Origin of the sequence: Paenibacillus andongensis (genome assembly GCF_025369935.1) — a bacterium.
GTDB lineage: Bacteria > Bacillota > Bacilli > Paenibacillales > NBRC-103111 > Paenibacillus_E > Paenibacillus_E andongensis.
The window spans coordinates 5,149,972-5,164,774 of sequence record NZ_CP104467.1; the positions used below are offsets into that span (position 1 = coordinate 5,149,972).

Genomic DNA, 14,803 nt, shown 5'->3' on the forward strand with positions numbered 1-14,803 from the left:
CATCGTGAAAGTAGATGGGCTATATTGGTTAACAATGTCGCAATTTCTACAACAATTCGCACGCCTAAAGGCTCTTTTGCTACTCGAAGTTGCATTTCGTACAACATTTTAGGCCCATTTGCTGAGAAATCGCCAGAATCGGGCTTAATTGTTGCACATTTTACAACATTAAGGGGGAGATGGCGGGATCTAGAAGGAAACTGTTGCACTTTCTATAACATCTTTCAAGCGAGAATATAAATTCATTCACCAGCAACCTCAAGTGAGCATATATGACGTTTGATTCCAATTTAAACACTTCAAGATTGTATGAATGAATCGACGGACGCGATAATCACCACAAAACTACGGAGGAAACAGTATGACATTTACGATTAGCAATTTAACGGATAACAGCAATGTCGAGATCAAAGAAAAATTGAGATCCTTTAGTGTACTTGAATATAAACAGGATTTGAGCAGCACCACGGTCGCGGACGCACAGTCCAACTTCTACATGAGCAAAAGTAATATGAAAAAAAGGCAAGTCATTATTGAGCTGAACGGTGAGATCATGATGAGCGCCGGTGCGATGCAATATTATGTCGGCAATATCGAGATGATAACAGGGGTAAAAGGAGCGGGGGGCTTATTCCGAAATCTTGTTTCAGGAGCCGTAACCGTGGAAAGTGCGATCAAGCCCGTTTATAAGGGGACAGGCACCATCATGATGGAGCCAACCTTCAAATATTTGTGGCTGATCGATGTCGACAACGATCATATTGTCTTGGATGATGGTCTTTTTTTAGCCTGCGAGACGACGCTGCAAATACAAATGGTATCCCGCAAAAATGTGTCGTCAACTGTTTTGGGAGGAGAAGGATTATTTAATCTTAGCGCCAAAGGCAAGGGAGTGCTCGTATTGGAAGCGCCGATCCCGTCGGAAGAAGCGGTCATTGTGGAACTGACGAACGATGTCTTGAAAGTGGACGGAAATTTTGCAATGATGTGGTCGCATTCATTAGACTTCACGGTTGAAAGGTCTGGCAAAACGCTGCTCGGATCAGCCACATCTGGTGAGGGGCTTGTCAACGTGTACCGAGGGACGGGTCTCGTTTGGCTAGCGCCGTTATCTTCCTACAAATAAGAGATAATAAAAAGCCAAAGGATTTGGATCATGCTGTATAGGAGCCAATGAGCATTCATTTGTTCCATTTCAGACAACCCAGGTGTCCCTTGGCTTTACATTAGTGATGACAGCCGAAACCATTTAGTAGAGAACCTCGTTGACGGCTGGCACACGTTTTTCCACCCCGAATGACATGCACGTTCACGTCAAGACTGTCCTTTCAGTCTCCGATCCAACATGCCTTGCACGAACCACGCATAAACGGCATACCCCGCTAGTATAGCAACCGCCGTAAGAAGGAAGGGCAGCGAATAATGATTTCCAGCCAAAATATAACCCGCCCAGTATGAGGCGATCGTGTTGCCGATGCTCCGCGATACCGTCCGCATGACTGCGAACAAGTTGCGCTCTTCTTCAGCGACAGCCGACATGCATTCGCTGTCCATCAGGTTGTTTAACATCGTGAAGCCCGTCCCGCGAATGAGCAGCAGTACTGCAAATACGAAGGCCGGCATAGCGAGCGCCATCAACGCCACGACAAACATGTTATACAGAAACAGGAACACGAACGTCTTGCGGCTGCCCCATCTTTCTACAACGTACGGCATAATGATTGAGCCGAGAAAGAAGAAAAATCCGGATAACGCGAGCAAACCGGAGATGTTGCCGTCCTCCATCTGAAACCGGAATTTCAGGATGACGTTCAGGAACGGGCTAAGCAGCCCGAACGTAAAGCCGGAGTTGAAAATAAGCAGCGAAAGCAGCAGCAGAAAATACATCGTTTGCCCTCTCTTCGGCCTGTCCGAAGGCTTCGATGGTTGAATGCCGCTGACATCATCTGCCGCTGCGTTTTTCACCCTTGCATGTGTAGACGGAAGCAGCAATCCCCTTAATATACCTGAGAGTGCTAAGCATCCGCCAGCAACGAAGAATGCAAACTGGTACAACGTGGTATTCCCTGGCAGCCAAACCGGCAAGTAGCCGCCGAGCCATGTGCCAAGGCCGGTAAAAAATGTAAATATGGCGAACAACAACGAATACGCGCTCGTCTCTTCTTTCTTGCTTCGGCAATATTGGAAGATCAACTGAATCTCAGAGTTCACGATCGCTGTAATGCCGAGCGACCAGATGAGCTGCGCTGCGGTAACCGTGCCAAGGCTGGTTCCGAAGCCAAAGAGCACGAGTGACAGGAATGCCAGGAGCATACCGGTGACGAGCATCGTTTTGCGCCCAACGATCTTCACGATGAAACCTGCCGGCAGACTAGCCAGGCCAATTGTCAGAGCACCCATCGACGTTATTCTGCCGATGTCGCTTTTGGAGAAGCCGAGGTCCAAGAGATGTAAATTCAGGATGAGGCCTAAAATGCCCACTCCGATGCCAAACAAGCTTTCGGTCGCGATGAACCGCTTTACTCCAGGAGATAAATCACGAACTAAATTTACGGTATACGTCCACATAGATGCACCTTTCCTATTGCAACACTATGTGCTTTATCTTACATGGCGGCGGCATCCAGTTCAATCCTGTTTCACCGAAAAGAACCAAAATTGAAAGATTGGCCGATTCCACTACCCCAGTCCCCTAGGAAGAATGAGCCTTTCAGTTTCAAAAAATTGCTTCAACTGTTCATACGGGCGAATGATGATTTGCATATGAGATCACACTCCTCTTTGATTCTTCAATGCTTGCAGCAAGTAGAAATTGAGCAAGATAGTAGGAGATCATCACTCCGTAACCCGCCCATGGAACTGAAGAGACAAACATATTCCAAGCAAGCAGCGAATCAGACATGAAGAATATAATTGCACCTGCTATGGCAATCCAACTCCTACTAATAACTGCGCTCCAAATCATCATAGAAATTACGATGACATAAACCAACACCGGAATCCATAATCCAGCATTTCCACCTGCAAGCATGCCTTCTTGGAGTCCGCGTAGCAACAAAAAGGAGTATGCCATAATCGGAATAAGAGCAAGTAAATGGAAGGGAGAAAAACGCCAACGAGTCGCAAAAGCAGCGACATATGCAAGATGTGCGACTAAAAAAGCGACCAACCCAAACGTAAACCATTGGTTACCTGACAACAATAAGAAGCTATCACCAATGGCGGAGAGGAATAACCCCGCAATGATTAGATTTTTATAGGGTTTGGCTGCATTTCGCATTGTTGCCGCCAGTACGATCATAAGAATGATAGTGCCTGGCTTTAAGATCCAACGCATCGTCATATTTTCACCTGATAATGCAAAAAGGTAACCTAGGCCTGAAAAAATAATAGCGACTATTAATAATTTTCTATACATGGCAATACCTCCAAATCCCTGTACTTATATCGCTATATGTGCAGCGCCTCCAGCAGCTTGTAGATCATCGCTGCTGCTTCCGCTCTTGTTGCCGCATTGTTAGAACGAAACGTACCGTCCTCGAAACCGTTCAATATGCCCGCTGAAACGGCGGCGGCAACTGACGGCTTAGCCCAAACCGGAATGTCAGTCTCATCCTTAAATCGAATCGCTTTGCTGGCAGCTGGCGCGACTTCCGTCTGAAGCGCCTTGGCGATGAGTACCGCCATCTCCGATCTCGTAATCGTCTGGTCCGGCTTGAACAGCGTTGCGCTGTTCTCCTCATAGCCATGGATGTAGCCTGCTTTCACAGCAGCGACTACAGCAGATTTCGCCCACACAGGAATAGCGCTGTTATCGGAAAAAGTTATCGCGCTATCACTTATCGGCAGCCCAAGCGCTTCTACGAACATCTTGGTAAACTGTACCCGCGTTACCTTTTCCTCGGGACGGAACGTGTGATCCGGATAGCCCGATGTCACTTTCATACCGATAAGACGATCCGTATATATCGCTGCCCAATGACCCGCCATATCCGAAAACATCTTCGGCTCATAAACAAATACGGCAAACTTCGTGAAATGATTGACATAAGCTGTTATTGTCCCATCGCTGTTCTGCGTTCTTCCAATAAAAATCCAACGCTGTTGCTGCTCATCGTAATAATACACCGCGCCTCTTAGTCCGTTGACCACATGCCCTGCATCGTAAGTGAATGTCAACTCCACAGGCTTCGCGAATGTACGACCTGTCGTGCTCGTCAATTCAAATGTCGGACTTAATGCTTGCTGACCATTCGCCACTGGGGCCTGATTGTCAGGAACTAGGGCTACCTTGACGGTGCCTTTCGCCGATACAGCTCCCGCAGGTACCGTTACACGAATTCGGTCTTTCAGCTTCACTTCGGCACCTGTGGTCGGACTTACATCGGCTTGCGCACTCGTAACGGGCCCGATGTCCGGATCCGTGCTGCCGCTTGGTCTCGGTATGGCAGACGCCTCAACGATCACGTTAAAAGTGACTCTCGCACTTGCGCTATACGTATCGTATACAACTGCCGTTATGTTGGTCGAGCCAACTGACTGAGGTATAATTCTCAATTCTCCGTTGTTCACGGTAAGATTCACGACGCCAGGAGTCTGGGCACTCGCTGAGCCGATTTTTAGTTGATCTCCCGTATCCGCATCACTAGCCAAATCATTCCCATGCAATGTAATTCCATTCGGCGTACTGATGGTTTTATCGCTAACCGAAATGGCAGTCGCTTCATGATTGATCGGGATGTCTTTGAACCCCGATTTCAAGGAAATTTGAAACGAATCCAAATTGGCGATTTCCAGCTGAGCCGCGCTAGCATTGAGCGGATCGGGAGCTAGCGTGAAAGTAACCAAGCCGCCACTTGCGCTTTTTGAATAGCCGCTTTCATAAGCCAAGCTTGGTGAGTTGTTAATTTCAAATTTGACATCTGGATTATTGGTGTGCGCAAAAATTTCGGTAAGACCATCAACAAGCTGATGCTGAGCCCCATAAACGGCGAATGTCACATCCACATGTTGAGCATTTGCAGCATTCGCCGATACGCTTTGAACTTCAGCGCTCACCGCTGGGATCGTAGGCTTGCCCCAGTCATCGTATAATTTCCTATTATCATGATTGTAAATAACGTAACATCTGCATATATCATTCTGAATATTATCAGGAGCCCAGCTTACTGTGCCATTCGTTACAAAACCGCTTACAATCGTTTTATTCGTAGCATTGTTCACCAAGTAATCGTCATGCGTCAGGTTGGGAGCCGTCCCTTGATAAACAGCTTTAGTTACGGTACTGTCTGCATATCTGACATAAACGGAATCTTGAACGGTCATATAGCCTTTTTCGATTCGGAAAGTAATGCTTGTGGAGTTGGAGACACAGCCCGCTAAAGCAGCTGCGCCAATAATCAACATTAGCAAAATAAGACAACCTTTTATTTTTGTCGTAAACAACTTCTGTCACCTCTATAAGTTAATTATTCAAAGTTTAAAAGCGATGGCTTGAAACATAAACTTAATAAGAAAGCAGCTTTACTCCCAATGCAGCAGCAATTCCTTTAGCACCCTCATCCATAACTTGATCATGATTCCATATGAAAGCAGGTCTCAAGATCGGGGCTAGCCTGTTCATCCATTTCTTATTTGCATTTACCTGCCAAACATATTGCACATGCGTAATGTTACCTTCTTGTGTTAATTTCCAAACGCCTCTGCCTTCCAATTCCCCGGTAGCTTTGATTTCTAAATACTTCGGCTCTTCTTTTCTTACTATTTCCGTCACGAAAGCTAGCTGATAGGAAAGCTTCGTGCGGAAAACATAGTTGTACTTATCGCCAATCCCATCTTGCCTAGAGCCTTGATATATACTCTCAGAACTTACGCCACGCCACCAATCGCTATACTTAAATCCGGCGATGAGTCCCCAAACTTGATGGATATCAGACTCAAATTTCCAATTTGTTTCAAAATTATACTTATACGAAGACATACAGTTCCTCCCCAAGAACAGTTCATTTGGCAAAACGATAAACGTAATATTTAAGTTACGATTGTATCAACCCAAGTTTAAAAACGGTTAAAAAAACAAAAAAAAGCGACATTCCTCGTAAGGAATAATCGCTCTGCTTTAAACTAAAATTTACGCATCCAAACAAAATTTATACCCAAAGCCCCTAACCGTATGAATATACTTGGGCGCTGCCGAATCAGATTCAATCTTCTTGCGCAGATTGCTAATATGCACCATTACCGTCCGTTCGTCGCTAAAGCTGTCCCAGCCCCACACCTGCTTGTGCAGCTGCTCCGCACTAAACACTTGGTTCTGATTTTGCAATAGAAAAAGCAACAGCTGCCGTTCTTTGGCGAACAAATCGATAAGCTCCCCCTTCACCAGGACCTCCAAGCTCTGCAAATTTGCCTGCAATTCGCCGCACGTGATAAGCCTATCTTCCTTGCCTCGTTTTTGATCGGCTGCCGCCCGCCGCAGGTTCGCCTTAACCCGTGAGACAAGCACCATCGGATCGAACGGTTTGGTCATATAATCGTCACCGCCGGTATCGAGTCCAGCAATAATATCTTCCGCCTCCCGCTTGCAGCTTAGAAAAACAATCGGTATATCCGAGTGTTGGCGAATCCTCCTGCACAGCTCTACGCCATCCGTATCAGGAAGCACAATATCGAGCACGATCAGATCAGGTTTTTCCTGTTTGAGCAGCGCAATTGTCTGGCTCCCGTCTTTCGCCATAACTACCTGAAATCCGTGATTTCGCAAGTAGAGGCCGATCAGTCCCCGAATTTCTTCTTCATCATCGACGATCAATATTTTCGCTGCCTTTGTCATGCGCCTAGCTCCCCCTCCATATCGTTCATAACTGGAAGTGTAAAGGTAAACGCGCTTCCGCTGCCTGCCTTGCTTTCCACCTCAATCGTTCCGCCATGATGGGCAATAATCTCTTTGCAAATCGCCAGCCCGAGACCCGATCCAGTCGAACTGTTCTTGCTCGATTCCTTCCCTCTATAGAAGCGATCAAAAACAAACGGCAAATCTTCCTCGTCAATTCCTCTTCCGGAATCCTGAACAGTGATCCTTACACCCAAGTCACCCTTCTCCTGGGAACCTGACTGCTCGACGATTAGATAAATGAAACCACTTGGGGGAGTGAATTTTCGCGCGTTGAACAACAAGTTTGTAACGACTTGCTCTATTCGCACCACATCAATCCACACAGGGGCTCCTCGATGGGCAGCAGAAGCAGAACGATCAATAAATTCAAAGATGAATCCTTCTTGTTTAATAGACAGCTCGTATTTATTGTAGAGCGAGCGAATATACGCTGCCGGGGCAACCGCTTGACAGTCAAAACGGATTTTGCCTGTTTCTAACTTCGAAAGCTCGAACAAGTCGCCGATAATGCGATCCAAGATCAGCGTCTTTTCATAGGTCAACCGCAAATACCGATCGTGATTATCTTCGTCTATTCGATCCAAAACCGCCTTCACATACCCTTGAATGAGCGTCAGCGGCGTCCCTAGTTCATGGGAAATATTGGATAACATATGCCGGCGCGACGTCTCCATTTTGACCAATTCCTTATTGACCCTTTGCATGCTCTCGTTGGATTGTTCCAGCGCCTCAGTTCTTTCCTGCACCTTTTCCTCCAGCATGTCGTTCCATTCTTGCAATTGCGCAGACAACGTTTCGACACGTGCAAACGACTTTGAAAATTGATGCGACAAGTTAACTGATTCCATGAATACGTAAAACAGCATTCCCACCTGCACCAAATGTCCGTTAGCAATAATCCGATTGTCAAAAAGGACATCGTTCAGCGCAAAGACTAAGAACACGACCACCGCTGCCATATTGAGGCGAGCTCCTTCTCTTTTGCGCATAAAAGCTCGCACAAAAACATAGAGAGCATAGCCTATCAACGCAAGAATAACAAGTTGAAAATGCAGCATAGTGTAGGTATAAACGGAAGCATGTGTTACAAGAACGAACAGGCTGTATGCCAATAGCACCCCAACAAACAGGTTGCGCAATCCTTTGTGCATTTCAGCGGGATACCGGTAATAGACGAACAAGGCGAACATGATCATGCTAAGACTCGCCGACAAATATTCCATGTGAACTTGTATTTCCCAGGAAATGTGCGGAAACAGGTAAGCAACTAGCGTTTGCCCGGTGACCATTGTCCTAATCCCAATAGCAAAGGAAAAGAATCCGAAAACAAGCGGCGACTTATCCTTTCTACGTGCCAAGAAGAGACCCATATGGTAAAGCCCCATCGTAAACAAGCTGCCAACGATCAGCAGTTGAGAAGTCATCTCCTTCTCACGCTCATAAATCACTTCCTGTGAATTACCTAAACGAAAAGCTTCCCACAAACCGCCTTTACGCTGCACAAAATTGGACACTTGAATAACAAGCTCCGTCTGACTACGCTGTAGATGGAAAAATACAGGCTTCGGAAAGTTGGCTGGAACCATTTCCTCTTTGCTCGTCCCGACAACACCATTCACGGCTGCCAGCCTTCCGTCAATCCATAGTTTATATGCCGTCGCAACACTCGGGACATAGAGCCCCATATCTTTACCGATATCGGCAGAATCTGTACGAATCCGCAGGCGGTATGTCGCGTAGCCTTGGTTCGACAGCTGCCCGCCGTCTATCCGCAAACCTTTCCATTCCTTCGGCACTTGCGCATAGGTGGGAGAGCTGTTGTACGAACTGCGACCAAATTCATCAGGCGTCAAAAACTTGCTCCAGACCAGCTCCCACTCGCCATCCAGCTTAGCAAGTCCGCTGTATTCCCAATTCCACTTTGACAAATCGAGAATGCCTTTCACTGCCTCGGGCTGAGAGTCTTTGCCTAAAACAGATGCGCCAGGAAGCAGTACAGAGAATATGAAAACAAGAAACAGTACATATAGCTTTTTCGGTGACGTAACCAAAACCCCCAAGAATTAACATAGTCACTATGTATATTCTTCAAGAGTGTCTTTTTTCCTTTGAGAAATTGCTATACATACACGATTTTTCGACAATTTCTGCTCAAACTCGACGCATACCCATAACCAACCACAGTCATTCGAATTTTGTGCTGCAATTACTTTCATTTAGGCCCTTTTTACAGACATGGAAGCAATTGCAGATTCATTGAATCCTTTAACGATGAGCCATACTGCTAAAATCATTTCATTAGCTGCTACTGGCAGCGCCAAAATAGCACCCCAAGCAGAAACTTGTTGAATTACACCGAACATGACTAACAAGGCACAAATAAAAACAAGAGTTGCTCCTGTCATACCCAAGATGGGTATAAACCTCGGAACGAGCTTGGATTTATAGAATATATAACTGTACATCATCGTATTTATACCCAGCATGAAAAGAGGCCCAAGCATAAAGGTCCAATCATGTATTGCTTTTAATACGATACCAGAAGCTTGAAAAGAGGCAGTATTCGAAGCCGCTGCTGCTGCAAATTCCCGGCTTAAGGTCAACAGAGACAGTACGCTGATTATACCAATAGTAATAATGATGGCTTCAAGAAACCTAAAACAAAGATGCCAAAGAGCAATAGTTTCATTATATTTTCTTAAAAATGGAAACATTGTAGTTGCAGTACCAACCGCTGAAACAACAAGAATTAACTCCATAAGCGCTCCCAGTATCACCTGGTTGGCATGTTTGGAACCTTCCATCAGGTAATCCGGACCATTTAAGATAGGATCGTATAAAATAAGACCTATGATCGCCGTAACCGCTGCAAGAATAAACAATACTCCCACAATGAATGCGCTCTTTCTATTCGTATTCATATGTTTATCTCCTTTTTTGAATTTATTACCTTACAGTTATGACCACGTTCCCTTTTCAGATGCGGCAGCGGACTGCGCTGTCTATCTTCCCTCAGCGCCACCGATCTCCGCGATTCTTCACGTAATGCGCAAACACAAAGCGCCAAGGGATGACGAAAGGAAAAATCACGACTATCAAGCATTCTAAGGCTATCGCCAAGGTTGACTCGTCCATTTGACCGGAGGTCCACAGTGGGAGCGCAACGATAAACATCCAGATCGTCTTCCACACCAATTCCCACAGAAGCAAAGGCAGCATCTGCAGCGGATACCGCAGCCCCAGAACTGACAGAGCTGAAAAGGCGGCCAGCATGCATTGAACCACTCCTTCCATAAGTTCCCACGGCTTTTCATGGTGGATGACTCCAGGCCATACCACAATCCCGAGTCCTACGACGACAAGAAGGTACAGGGCCCTTAACGAATAAAGACGAAACAATGAGACCTCCACAATTATTGCTGTTTTCCTGTTAGTATTCATTTATTTATCTCCTTTTTTGAATTCATGTCCTCAACAGCTATGACCACATTCCCCTTTTTGTGTCCTTTCTCAACATACCTATGAGCCTCGGGAATTTGTTCTAACGGAAAGTATTTATCGATGACCGGTTTTATCTTTCCTCCCTCAATAAGCTCCTTCAGGAAGACTAGATGTTCAACACGGACCTTTTGTGACATATTCACATTCACATAGGTTCCGTTCGAACGAAGCACTTTCTTGCATGTTGATTTTGTGATTTTCGATATTTTTTTCCCAACGGCATCAAAGATTAAATCATAATGCTCTCCACTCGATGTAAAATCCTGTTGCTTATAATCAATTACCTTATCTGCTCCTATAGATCGCACCAATTCAAGATTCGTAGTGCTGCATACCCCTGTTACATCCGCCCCAAAATATTTGGCAATCTGTATCGCATAAGTACCTACACTTCCAGAAGCACCATAAACAAGAACCTTCATTCCACTCGCGATATTTCCTTTTTTAAGAGCATTCAATGCAGTTATGCCTCCAACAGGAATAGCCGCGGCCTCCTCATATGTCAGATTAGTCGGTTTTAAAGCAATCACGCCATCTTCAGGTAGACATTTGTACTCGGCATATGCACCGAAGCGAATACCACAGAACGCAAAAACTTGATCACCTTGCTTAAATCGTTTGACATCTTTGCCTACTGCTTCAACTTCCCCAGCTAATTCAAACCCTAATATCGTTACTTTTTTGGGCCTTATGATGCCATTGTAAAGTCTTGCAACGAAGGGGTCAGCCTTTCGCATACGCCAGTCCCCCGCTGTTACTGTTGTCGCATAGTTTTTGACCAATATTTCATTGTCCTTGGGTGTAGGTTTTTCTAACTCTTTCAGATGAAGAACATCGGGTGATCCGTAATTGGTGTATATTATTGCTCTCATAGTTGTCACTCCCTATGATTATTAGACATAATTCTTCTTCATCCAATCCGTGATTCCTAGACCCTCTGATTCATGTAATTCATCTACATCAGCCATTTTAAGTAATGATCCATCTTTGACCGCAATGAAGCAGTCCAGTAATGATTCAATTTCCGCAATCTCATGGCTTGTCATGATAAGTGTCTGAGATTCCAAGTCAACATAAGAAATCATTCCTTTAACGATAGATTCTCTCACCATCGGGTCAAGTCCGGACAGTGGTTCATCCATTAGAATGTAGGGTACTTCTCTCGCCAAAGTAAGCATGATTTTTAATCGACCACGATTTCCTTTCGAGAGATCTTTGATTTTCATATGAGGCTCCAGCTGCATAAATATCATGATTTCTTCTGCTTTAGCCATGTTAAAGTCCGTATATTGGGAAGCCTGAAAATCCATCGCTTCACGTACTGTGAATATAGAATAAAAAGAACCAATCTCCGATAAATAAGAAACTACTTTGCTGATTCTTCGATTGGCAGTCTCTCCATTTACGGTTACCCTCCCACTCGTTGGAAGCGCCAGTCCGGAGATAAGTCTCAATAGCGTTGACTTCCCACTGCCGTTCTCACCCACAATGCCAATGATTTTACCTAAAGGCAAAGTGACCGAAATGTTATGGAGTACGGGTTGTTTAACATATTTCTTAGAAACATTCGTCAATTGAATCAAATTACTCATCTCCTTTATCAATTTTGCTTAAGTGGTCCTGGAGCCCTGATATGATTTCATAAGAACTAAATCCCATTTCCTTCATCACCTTGACGAACGATAGGATCTGCTCATTTTTTAAATTTTCACGTTGTTGAACCAAGCGATCCTCTTGTTCTGTGACAAATGTGCCTTGACCTCTTTTCGTTTCCAGGATACCCTCACGCTCCAACTCACTATAAGTGCGCTGAATTGTGTTTGGATTAACACTGTATTTGACCCCCATTTCTCGGACAGAAGGAAGCTTCTCACCAGCTTTCAATTCTTTGCTTACAATCTGTCGATTGATTCGATCCGCTAATTGCAGATAAATGGGTTTTGAAGCATTAAATTCTTCCATATCTACACCTCAACTTTATTGTCAACGATCCAAGCGCTCAGAAAGAATAATCCAATGATGATAAGGAAGGTATACAAATATTCTCCTGCATAGGTTTGTATGGGTTGTAATGAAAAAGAAGGAAATTCATAAGTCATACTCCCCCATTTCGTTACTAAACGATACAGTTTAGTGGATTCCAATAGGACATCTATCCAATACGGTATGATAACTGCTCCAATAACGACTAACCAGCTCCAACGCCCGATGGAAAATTTAAGGGATTGATATAGCGCCCAAAGAAATAACACCCAAACGCCAATTATGATTGAAATGATAATAATATGAAGAAATATGAGTAAACCCGATATCCAAGTATCCGCCCAATACGCTTCAATTAAGTTGAACTTGGGTATGATTAGCAATCCAGACATCACATATAACATCACGAGTGAAATAACGAGCATCATCAGCCCATTCACTATCTTACTAATTAACAATGTAGATGCCGGGTGGGGATTATGCAGCCATAGATGCAGCTGATTTGCCTCCGTTTTCAAACTGATAAATAAAATAATCGGAACATATAAAATATGCAAAACAACAGCAACTCCTAAGGGTATGAAAATAAGTAATGTATGATCTGCTTTCATCCCCATATATAACGTCAACAGGACAATCAATAAATTAATGACAAGTCCTACGAAAAATACGGTTCTTGTTAATTTAAAATCTTTTTTTAATAAAGCTACCCATGCCCTCATCCAAATCTCTCCTCTTAATGAATTAAGAAATTGCATTATTGTATTAATTCAATAGTACACTAAGACATTGTGTCATGTAAATAGGCAAAAATCGAATGGAACGACATTCAGCGCATTTTCAGCAACCGCTGGAGCGGCTTAAAGCGGAGAGAAAGTAGGTTGTTTTACCTACCTGACAAACATTAGTACAAAAAAAGACGACCTCTTAAGAAACTTAAGAGTGTCGTCTTTTTTGCATTTTCAGGATGGCTTGTTAGTGATAACCTGCGTTTTAATGGTACTTAAGCTTTTTTCGAATAGGGGCTACTGTCGATGCAGAAGATATGAAACGCCATTTCAAACTCGTATATTTATATCACAAATTAACTGTTTATCGTAATCAAGCGCCACTCCCCAGATTTTTCTTCTCCGTCGTGAAATAAAGCAGGGCCATGATCGGAAAAATGATTCCAATCCATAATGCTGCATTCCATCCTCCTGATGCGTAAGCCCATCCACTCACAGCAGATCCCAAGGCGCCACCGAAAAAGAAAATAGCCATGAAAAGCCCGTTCAGTCTGCTGCGAATTTCCGGTCCCAACGAGAAGATCGCGCGTTGTCCAAGTACAAGATTGGCGGACACTCCAGCGTCCAACAGAATGGCTGATATAACTAAAACTGTTATTCCAACAGGTGAATTTGTTTGGAACAGCATCGGCAGCAGCATTGAAACGATGACAATACCGAGAGCTATTCCTGTGGCGGGTCTAGTCCAGCCGCGATCAGCTAAGCGGCCAGCTGCAGGCGCAGCTATCGCACCTGAAACTCCGACTAGAGCGTACAACGCAATGGCCTTTTGAGAAAAATGAAAAACCGGGCCAGATAATAATAACGGAACCGTTGTCCAGAATAAGCTGAATGTCGCAAACACAAACGCATGATAGGCAGCGCGACGACGTAAGATTGGGGTTGTTCGCAGCAGATGCCACATGGAGCCAAGCAGCGCTACATAGTGCGTGCTTGCCGTTGGCTTTCTTGCAGGCAGTGCTTTTGACAATACGATCGCCAAAACAATGACAGCTGTGGCCGACAAGGCGAATATGGCATGCCAGCTAAAAAAGTCAGCCACGAGGCTCGATATCGGACGTGAGAGCATGATGCCAAGTAACAGACCACTCATGACATTGCCAACAACGCGGCCGCGTGTAGATTCTGATGCAAGGTATGATGCAAAGGGTACGAGCACTTGTGCTGCGACCGACCCCAATCCGATAAAGAGGGACGCCGCTAAGAAGAGTATTGGGTTTTTCGTCAATGCTGTGACGATTAGTGCAACTGCTGTGAGTAGTAACGATAGTACTACTAGCCTGCGGTTTTCAACAATATCTCCCAAAGGTACGATAAATAGCAAACCGACAACATATCCAATCTGGGTTAATGTTACGATTAAGCCAGCACCGCTAGCAGATAGTCCGATTGAAGAACTAATTAACCCCACCAAAGGCTGTGCATAATAAAGATTAGCTACGATGATACCGCATGCGGTCGCCAGAATCACGGTTAACCATGTTGGAATATTCTTTTCGATGGCTTGTTTTTGTGAAAAAGTCATAGAAATCACTCCTTATTTTAGAAAATGCAGATCCTTTTCATTCCTTGTTCCTTTTGAGGGCCCTCCTCAAATTAAATACTGAACGTATAGTTCATTAATTATTGACTAAAT

14 protein-coding genes are annotated in these 14,803 nt (G+C 44.6%); 1 reads left to right on the top strand and 13 read right to left on the bottom strand.

Annotated elements, in window-relative coordinates; translation table 11 throughout:
* Positions 1-361: 361 nt before the first annotated feature.
* Entirely contained in the window at positions 362-1,126 is a 765-nt protein-coding gene (locus NYR53_RS23340; protein WP_261301541.1) for an AIM24 family protein, read from the top strand.
* Positions 1,127-1,314: 188 nt separating this feature from the next.
* Here the strand turns inward: NYR53_RS23340 and NYR53_RS23345 are convergent, their stop codons facing one another.
* The 13 genes from NYR53_RS23345 to NYR53_RS23405 form a co-directional block, all read right to left on the bottom strand.
* Positions 1,315-2,568, bottom strand: a complete 1,254-nt coding sequence (locus NYR53_RS23345) for an MFS transporter (protein WP_261301542.1) — start codon at positions 2,566-2,568, stop codon at positions 1,315-1,317.
* Positions 2,569-2,737: 169 nt separating this feature from the next.
* On the bottom strand, positions 2,738-3,418 hold the full coding sequence (locus NYR53_RS23350; RefSeq protein ID WP_261301543.1) for a lysoplasmalogenase: 681 nt from the start codon (positions 3,416-3,418) through the stop codon (positions 2,738-2,740).
* A gap of 32 nt (positions 3,419-3,450) precedes the next feature.
* Entirely contained in the window at positions 3,451-5,406 is a 1,956-nt protein-coding gene (locus NYR53_RS23355; RefSeq protein ID WP_261306496.1) for an S-layer homology domain-containing protein, read from the bottom strand.
* Positions 5,407-5,506: 100 nt separating this feature from the next.
* A complete protein-coding gene (locus NYR53_RS23360) occupies positions 5,507-5,980 on the bottom strand; it encodes an SRPBCC family protein (RefSeq protein WP_261301544.1) in 474 nt (157 codons plus the stop codon).
* A 150-nt stretch (positions 5,981-6,130) separates the two neighbouring features.
* Positions 6,131-6,832 carry a response regulator transcription factor gene (locus NYR53_RS23365; protein ID WP_261301545.1) on the bottom strand — a complete coding sequence of 234 codons (702 nt, stop codon included), beginning with the start codon at positions 6,830-6,832 and terminating at the stop codon, positions 6,131-6,133.
* On the bottom strand, positions 6,829-8,955 hold the full coding sequence (locus NYR53_RS23370; protein ID WP_261301546.1) for a sensor histidine kinase: 2,127 nt from the start codon (positions 8,953-8,955) through the stop codon (positions 6,829-6,831). The genes NYR53_RS23365 and NYR53_RS23370 overlap by 4 nt, the downstream gene beginning before the upstream one ends.
* 156 nt (positions 8,956-9,111) lie before the next feature.
* The gene (locus tag NYR53_RS23375; protein ID WP_261301547.1) at positions 9,112-9,816 is read right to left on the bottom strand and encodes a DUF4386 domain-containing protein; all 705 of its coding nucleotides are present in this window, start codon (positions 9,814-9,816) and stop codon (positions 9,112-9,114) included.
* Positions 9,817-9,907: 91 nt separating this feature from the next.
* On the bottom strand, positions 9,908-10,336 hold the full coding sequence (locus NYR53_RS23380; RefSeq protein ID WP_261301548.1) for a hypothetical protein: 429 nt from the start codon (positions 10,334-10,336) through the stop codon (positions 9,908-9,910).
* Positions 10,333-11,268 (bottom strand): NAD(P)-dependent alcohol dehydrogenase, encoded by a 936-nt coding sequence (locus tag NYR53_RS23385; protein ID WP_261301549.1) that lies wholly within the window; start codon positions 11,266-11,268, stop codon positions 10,333-10,335. The genes NYR53_RS23380 and NYR53_RS23385 overlap by 4 nt, the downstream gene beginning before the upstream one ends.
* Before the next feature lie 21 nt (positions 11,269-11,289).
* Positions 11,290-11,988: an ATP-binding cassette domain-containing protein gene (locus NYR53_RS23390; protein WP_367618571.1), complete on the bottom strand. Its 699-nt coding sequence runs from the start codon at positions 11,986-11,988 to the stop codon at positions 11,290-11,292.
* On the bottom strand, positions 11,981-12,358 hold the full coding sequence (locus NYR53_RS23395) for a GntR family transcriptional regulator (RefSeq protein WP_261301550.1): 378 nt from the start codon (positions 12,356-12,358) through the stop codon (positions 11,981-11,983). Before NYR53_RS23395 ends, NYR53_RS23390 begins: the two co-directional genes overlap by 8 nt.
* 2 nt (positions 12,359-12,360) lie before the next feature.
* Positions 12,361-13,101 carry a hypothetical protein gene (locus tag NYR53_RS23400; RefSeq protein WP_261301551.1) on the bottom strand — a complete coding sequence of 247 codons (741 nt, stop codon included), beginning with the start codon at positions 13,099-13,101 and terminating at the stop codon, positions 12,361-12,363.
* 379 nt (positions 13,102-13,480) lie between these two features.
* Positions 13,481-14,692, bottom strand: a complete 1,212-nt coding sequence (locus NYR53_RS23405) for an MFS transporter (protein WP_261301552.1) — start codon at positions 14,690-14,692, stop codon at positions 13,481-13,483.
* Positions 14,693-14,803 lie beyond the last annotated feature (111 nt).

Excerpts from the sequence above, each read along its gene's own strand:
- NYR53_RS23340 (WP_261301541.1), top strand. The coding sequence starts at position 362 with ATGACATTTACGATTAGCAATTTAACGGATAACAGCAATGTCGAGATC.
- NYR53_RS23345 (WP_261301542.1), bottom strand. The coding sequence starts at position 2,568 with ATGTGGACGTATACCGTAAATTTAGTTCGTGATTTATCTCCTGGAGTA.
- NYR53_RS23350 (WP_261301543.1), bottom strand. The coding sequence starts at position 3,418 with ATGTATAGAAAATTATTAATAGTCGCTATTATTTTTTCAGGCCTAGGT.
- NYR53_RS23355 (WP_261306496.1), bottom strand. The coding sequence starts at position 5,406 with ATGTTGATTATTGGCGCAGCTGCTTTAGCGGGCTGTGTCTCCAACTCC.
- NYR53_RS23360 (WP_261301544.1), bottom strand. The coding sequence starts at position 5,980 with ATGTCTTCGTATAAGTATAATTTTGAAACAAATTGGAAATTTGAGTCT.
- NYR53_RS23365 (WP_261301545.1), bottom strand. The coding sequence starts at position 6,832 with ATGACAAAGGCAGCGAAAATATTGATCGTCGATGATGAAGAAGAAATT.
- NYR53_RS23375 (WP_261301547.1), bottom strand. The coding sequence starts at position 9,816 with ATGAATACGAATAGAAAGAGCGCATTCATTGTGGGAGTATTGTTTATT.
- NYR53_RS23380 (WP_261301548.1), bottom strand. The coding sequence starts at position 10,336 with ATGAATACTAACAGGAAAACAGCAATAATTGTGGAGGTCTCATTGTTT.
- NYR53_RS23385 (WP_261301549.1), bottom strand. The coding sequence starts at position 11,268 with ATGAGAGCAATAATATACACCAATTACGGATCACCCGATGTTCTTCAT.
- NYR53_RS23390 (WP_367618571.1), bottom strand. The coding sequence starts at position 11,988 with ATGAGTAATTTGATTCAATTGACGAATGTTTCTAAGAAATATGTTAAA.
- NYR53_RS23395 (WP_261301550.1), bottom strand. The coding sequence starts at position 12,358 with ATGGAAGAATTTAATGCTTCAAAACCCATTTATCTGCAATTAGCGGAT.
- NYR53_RS23400 (WP_261301551.1), bottom strand. The coding sequence starts at position 13,101 with ATGAGGGCATGGGTAGCTTTATTAAAAAAAGATTTTAAATTAACAAGA.
- NYR53_RS23405 (WP_261301552.1), bottom strand. The coding sequence starts at position 14,692 with ATGACTTTTTCACAAAAACAAGCCATCGAAAAGAATATTCCAACATGG.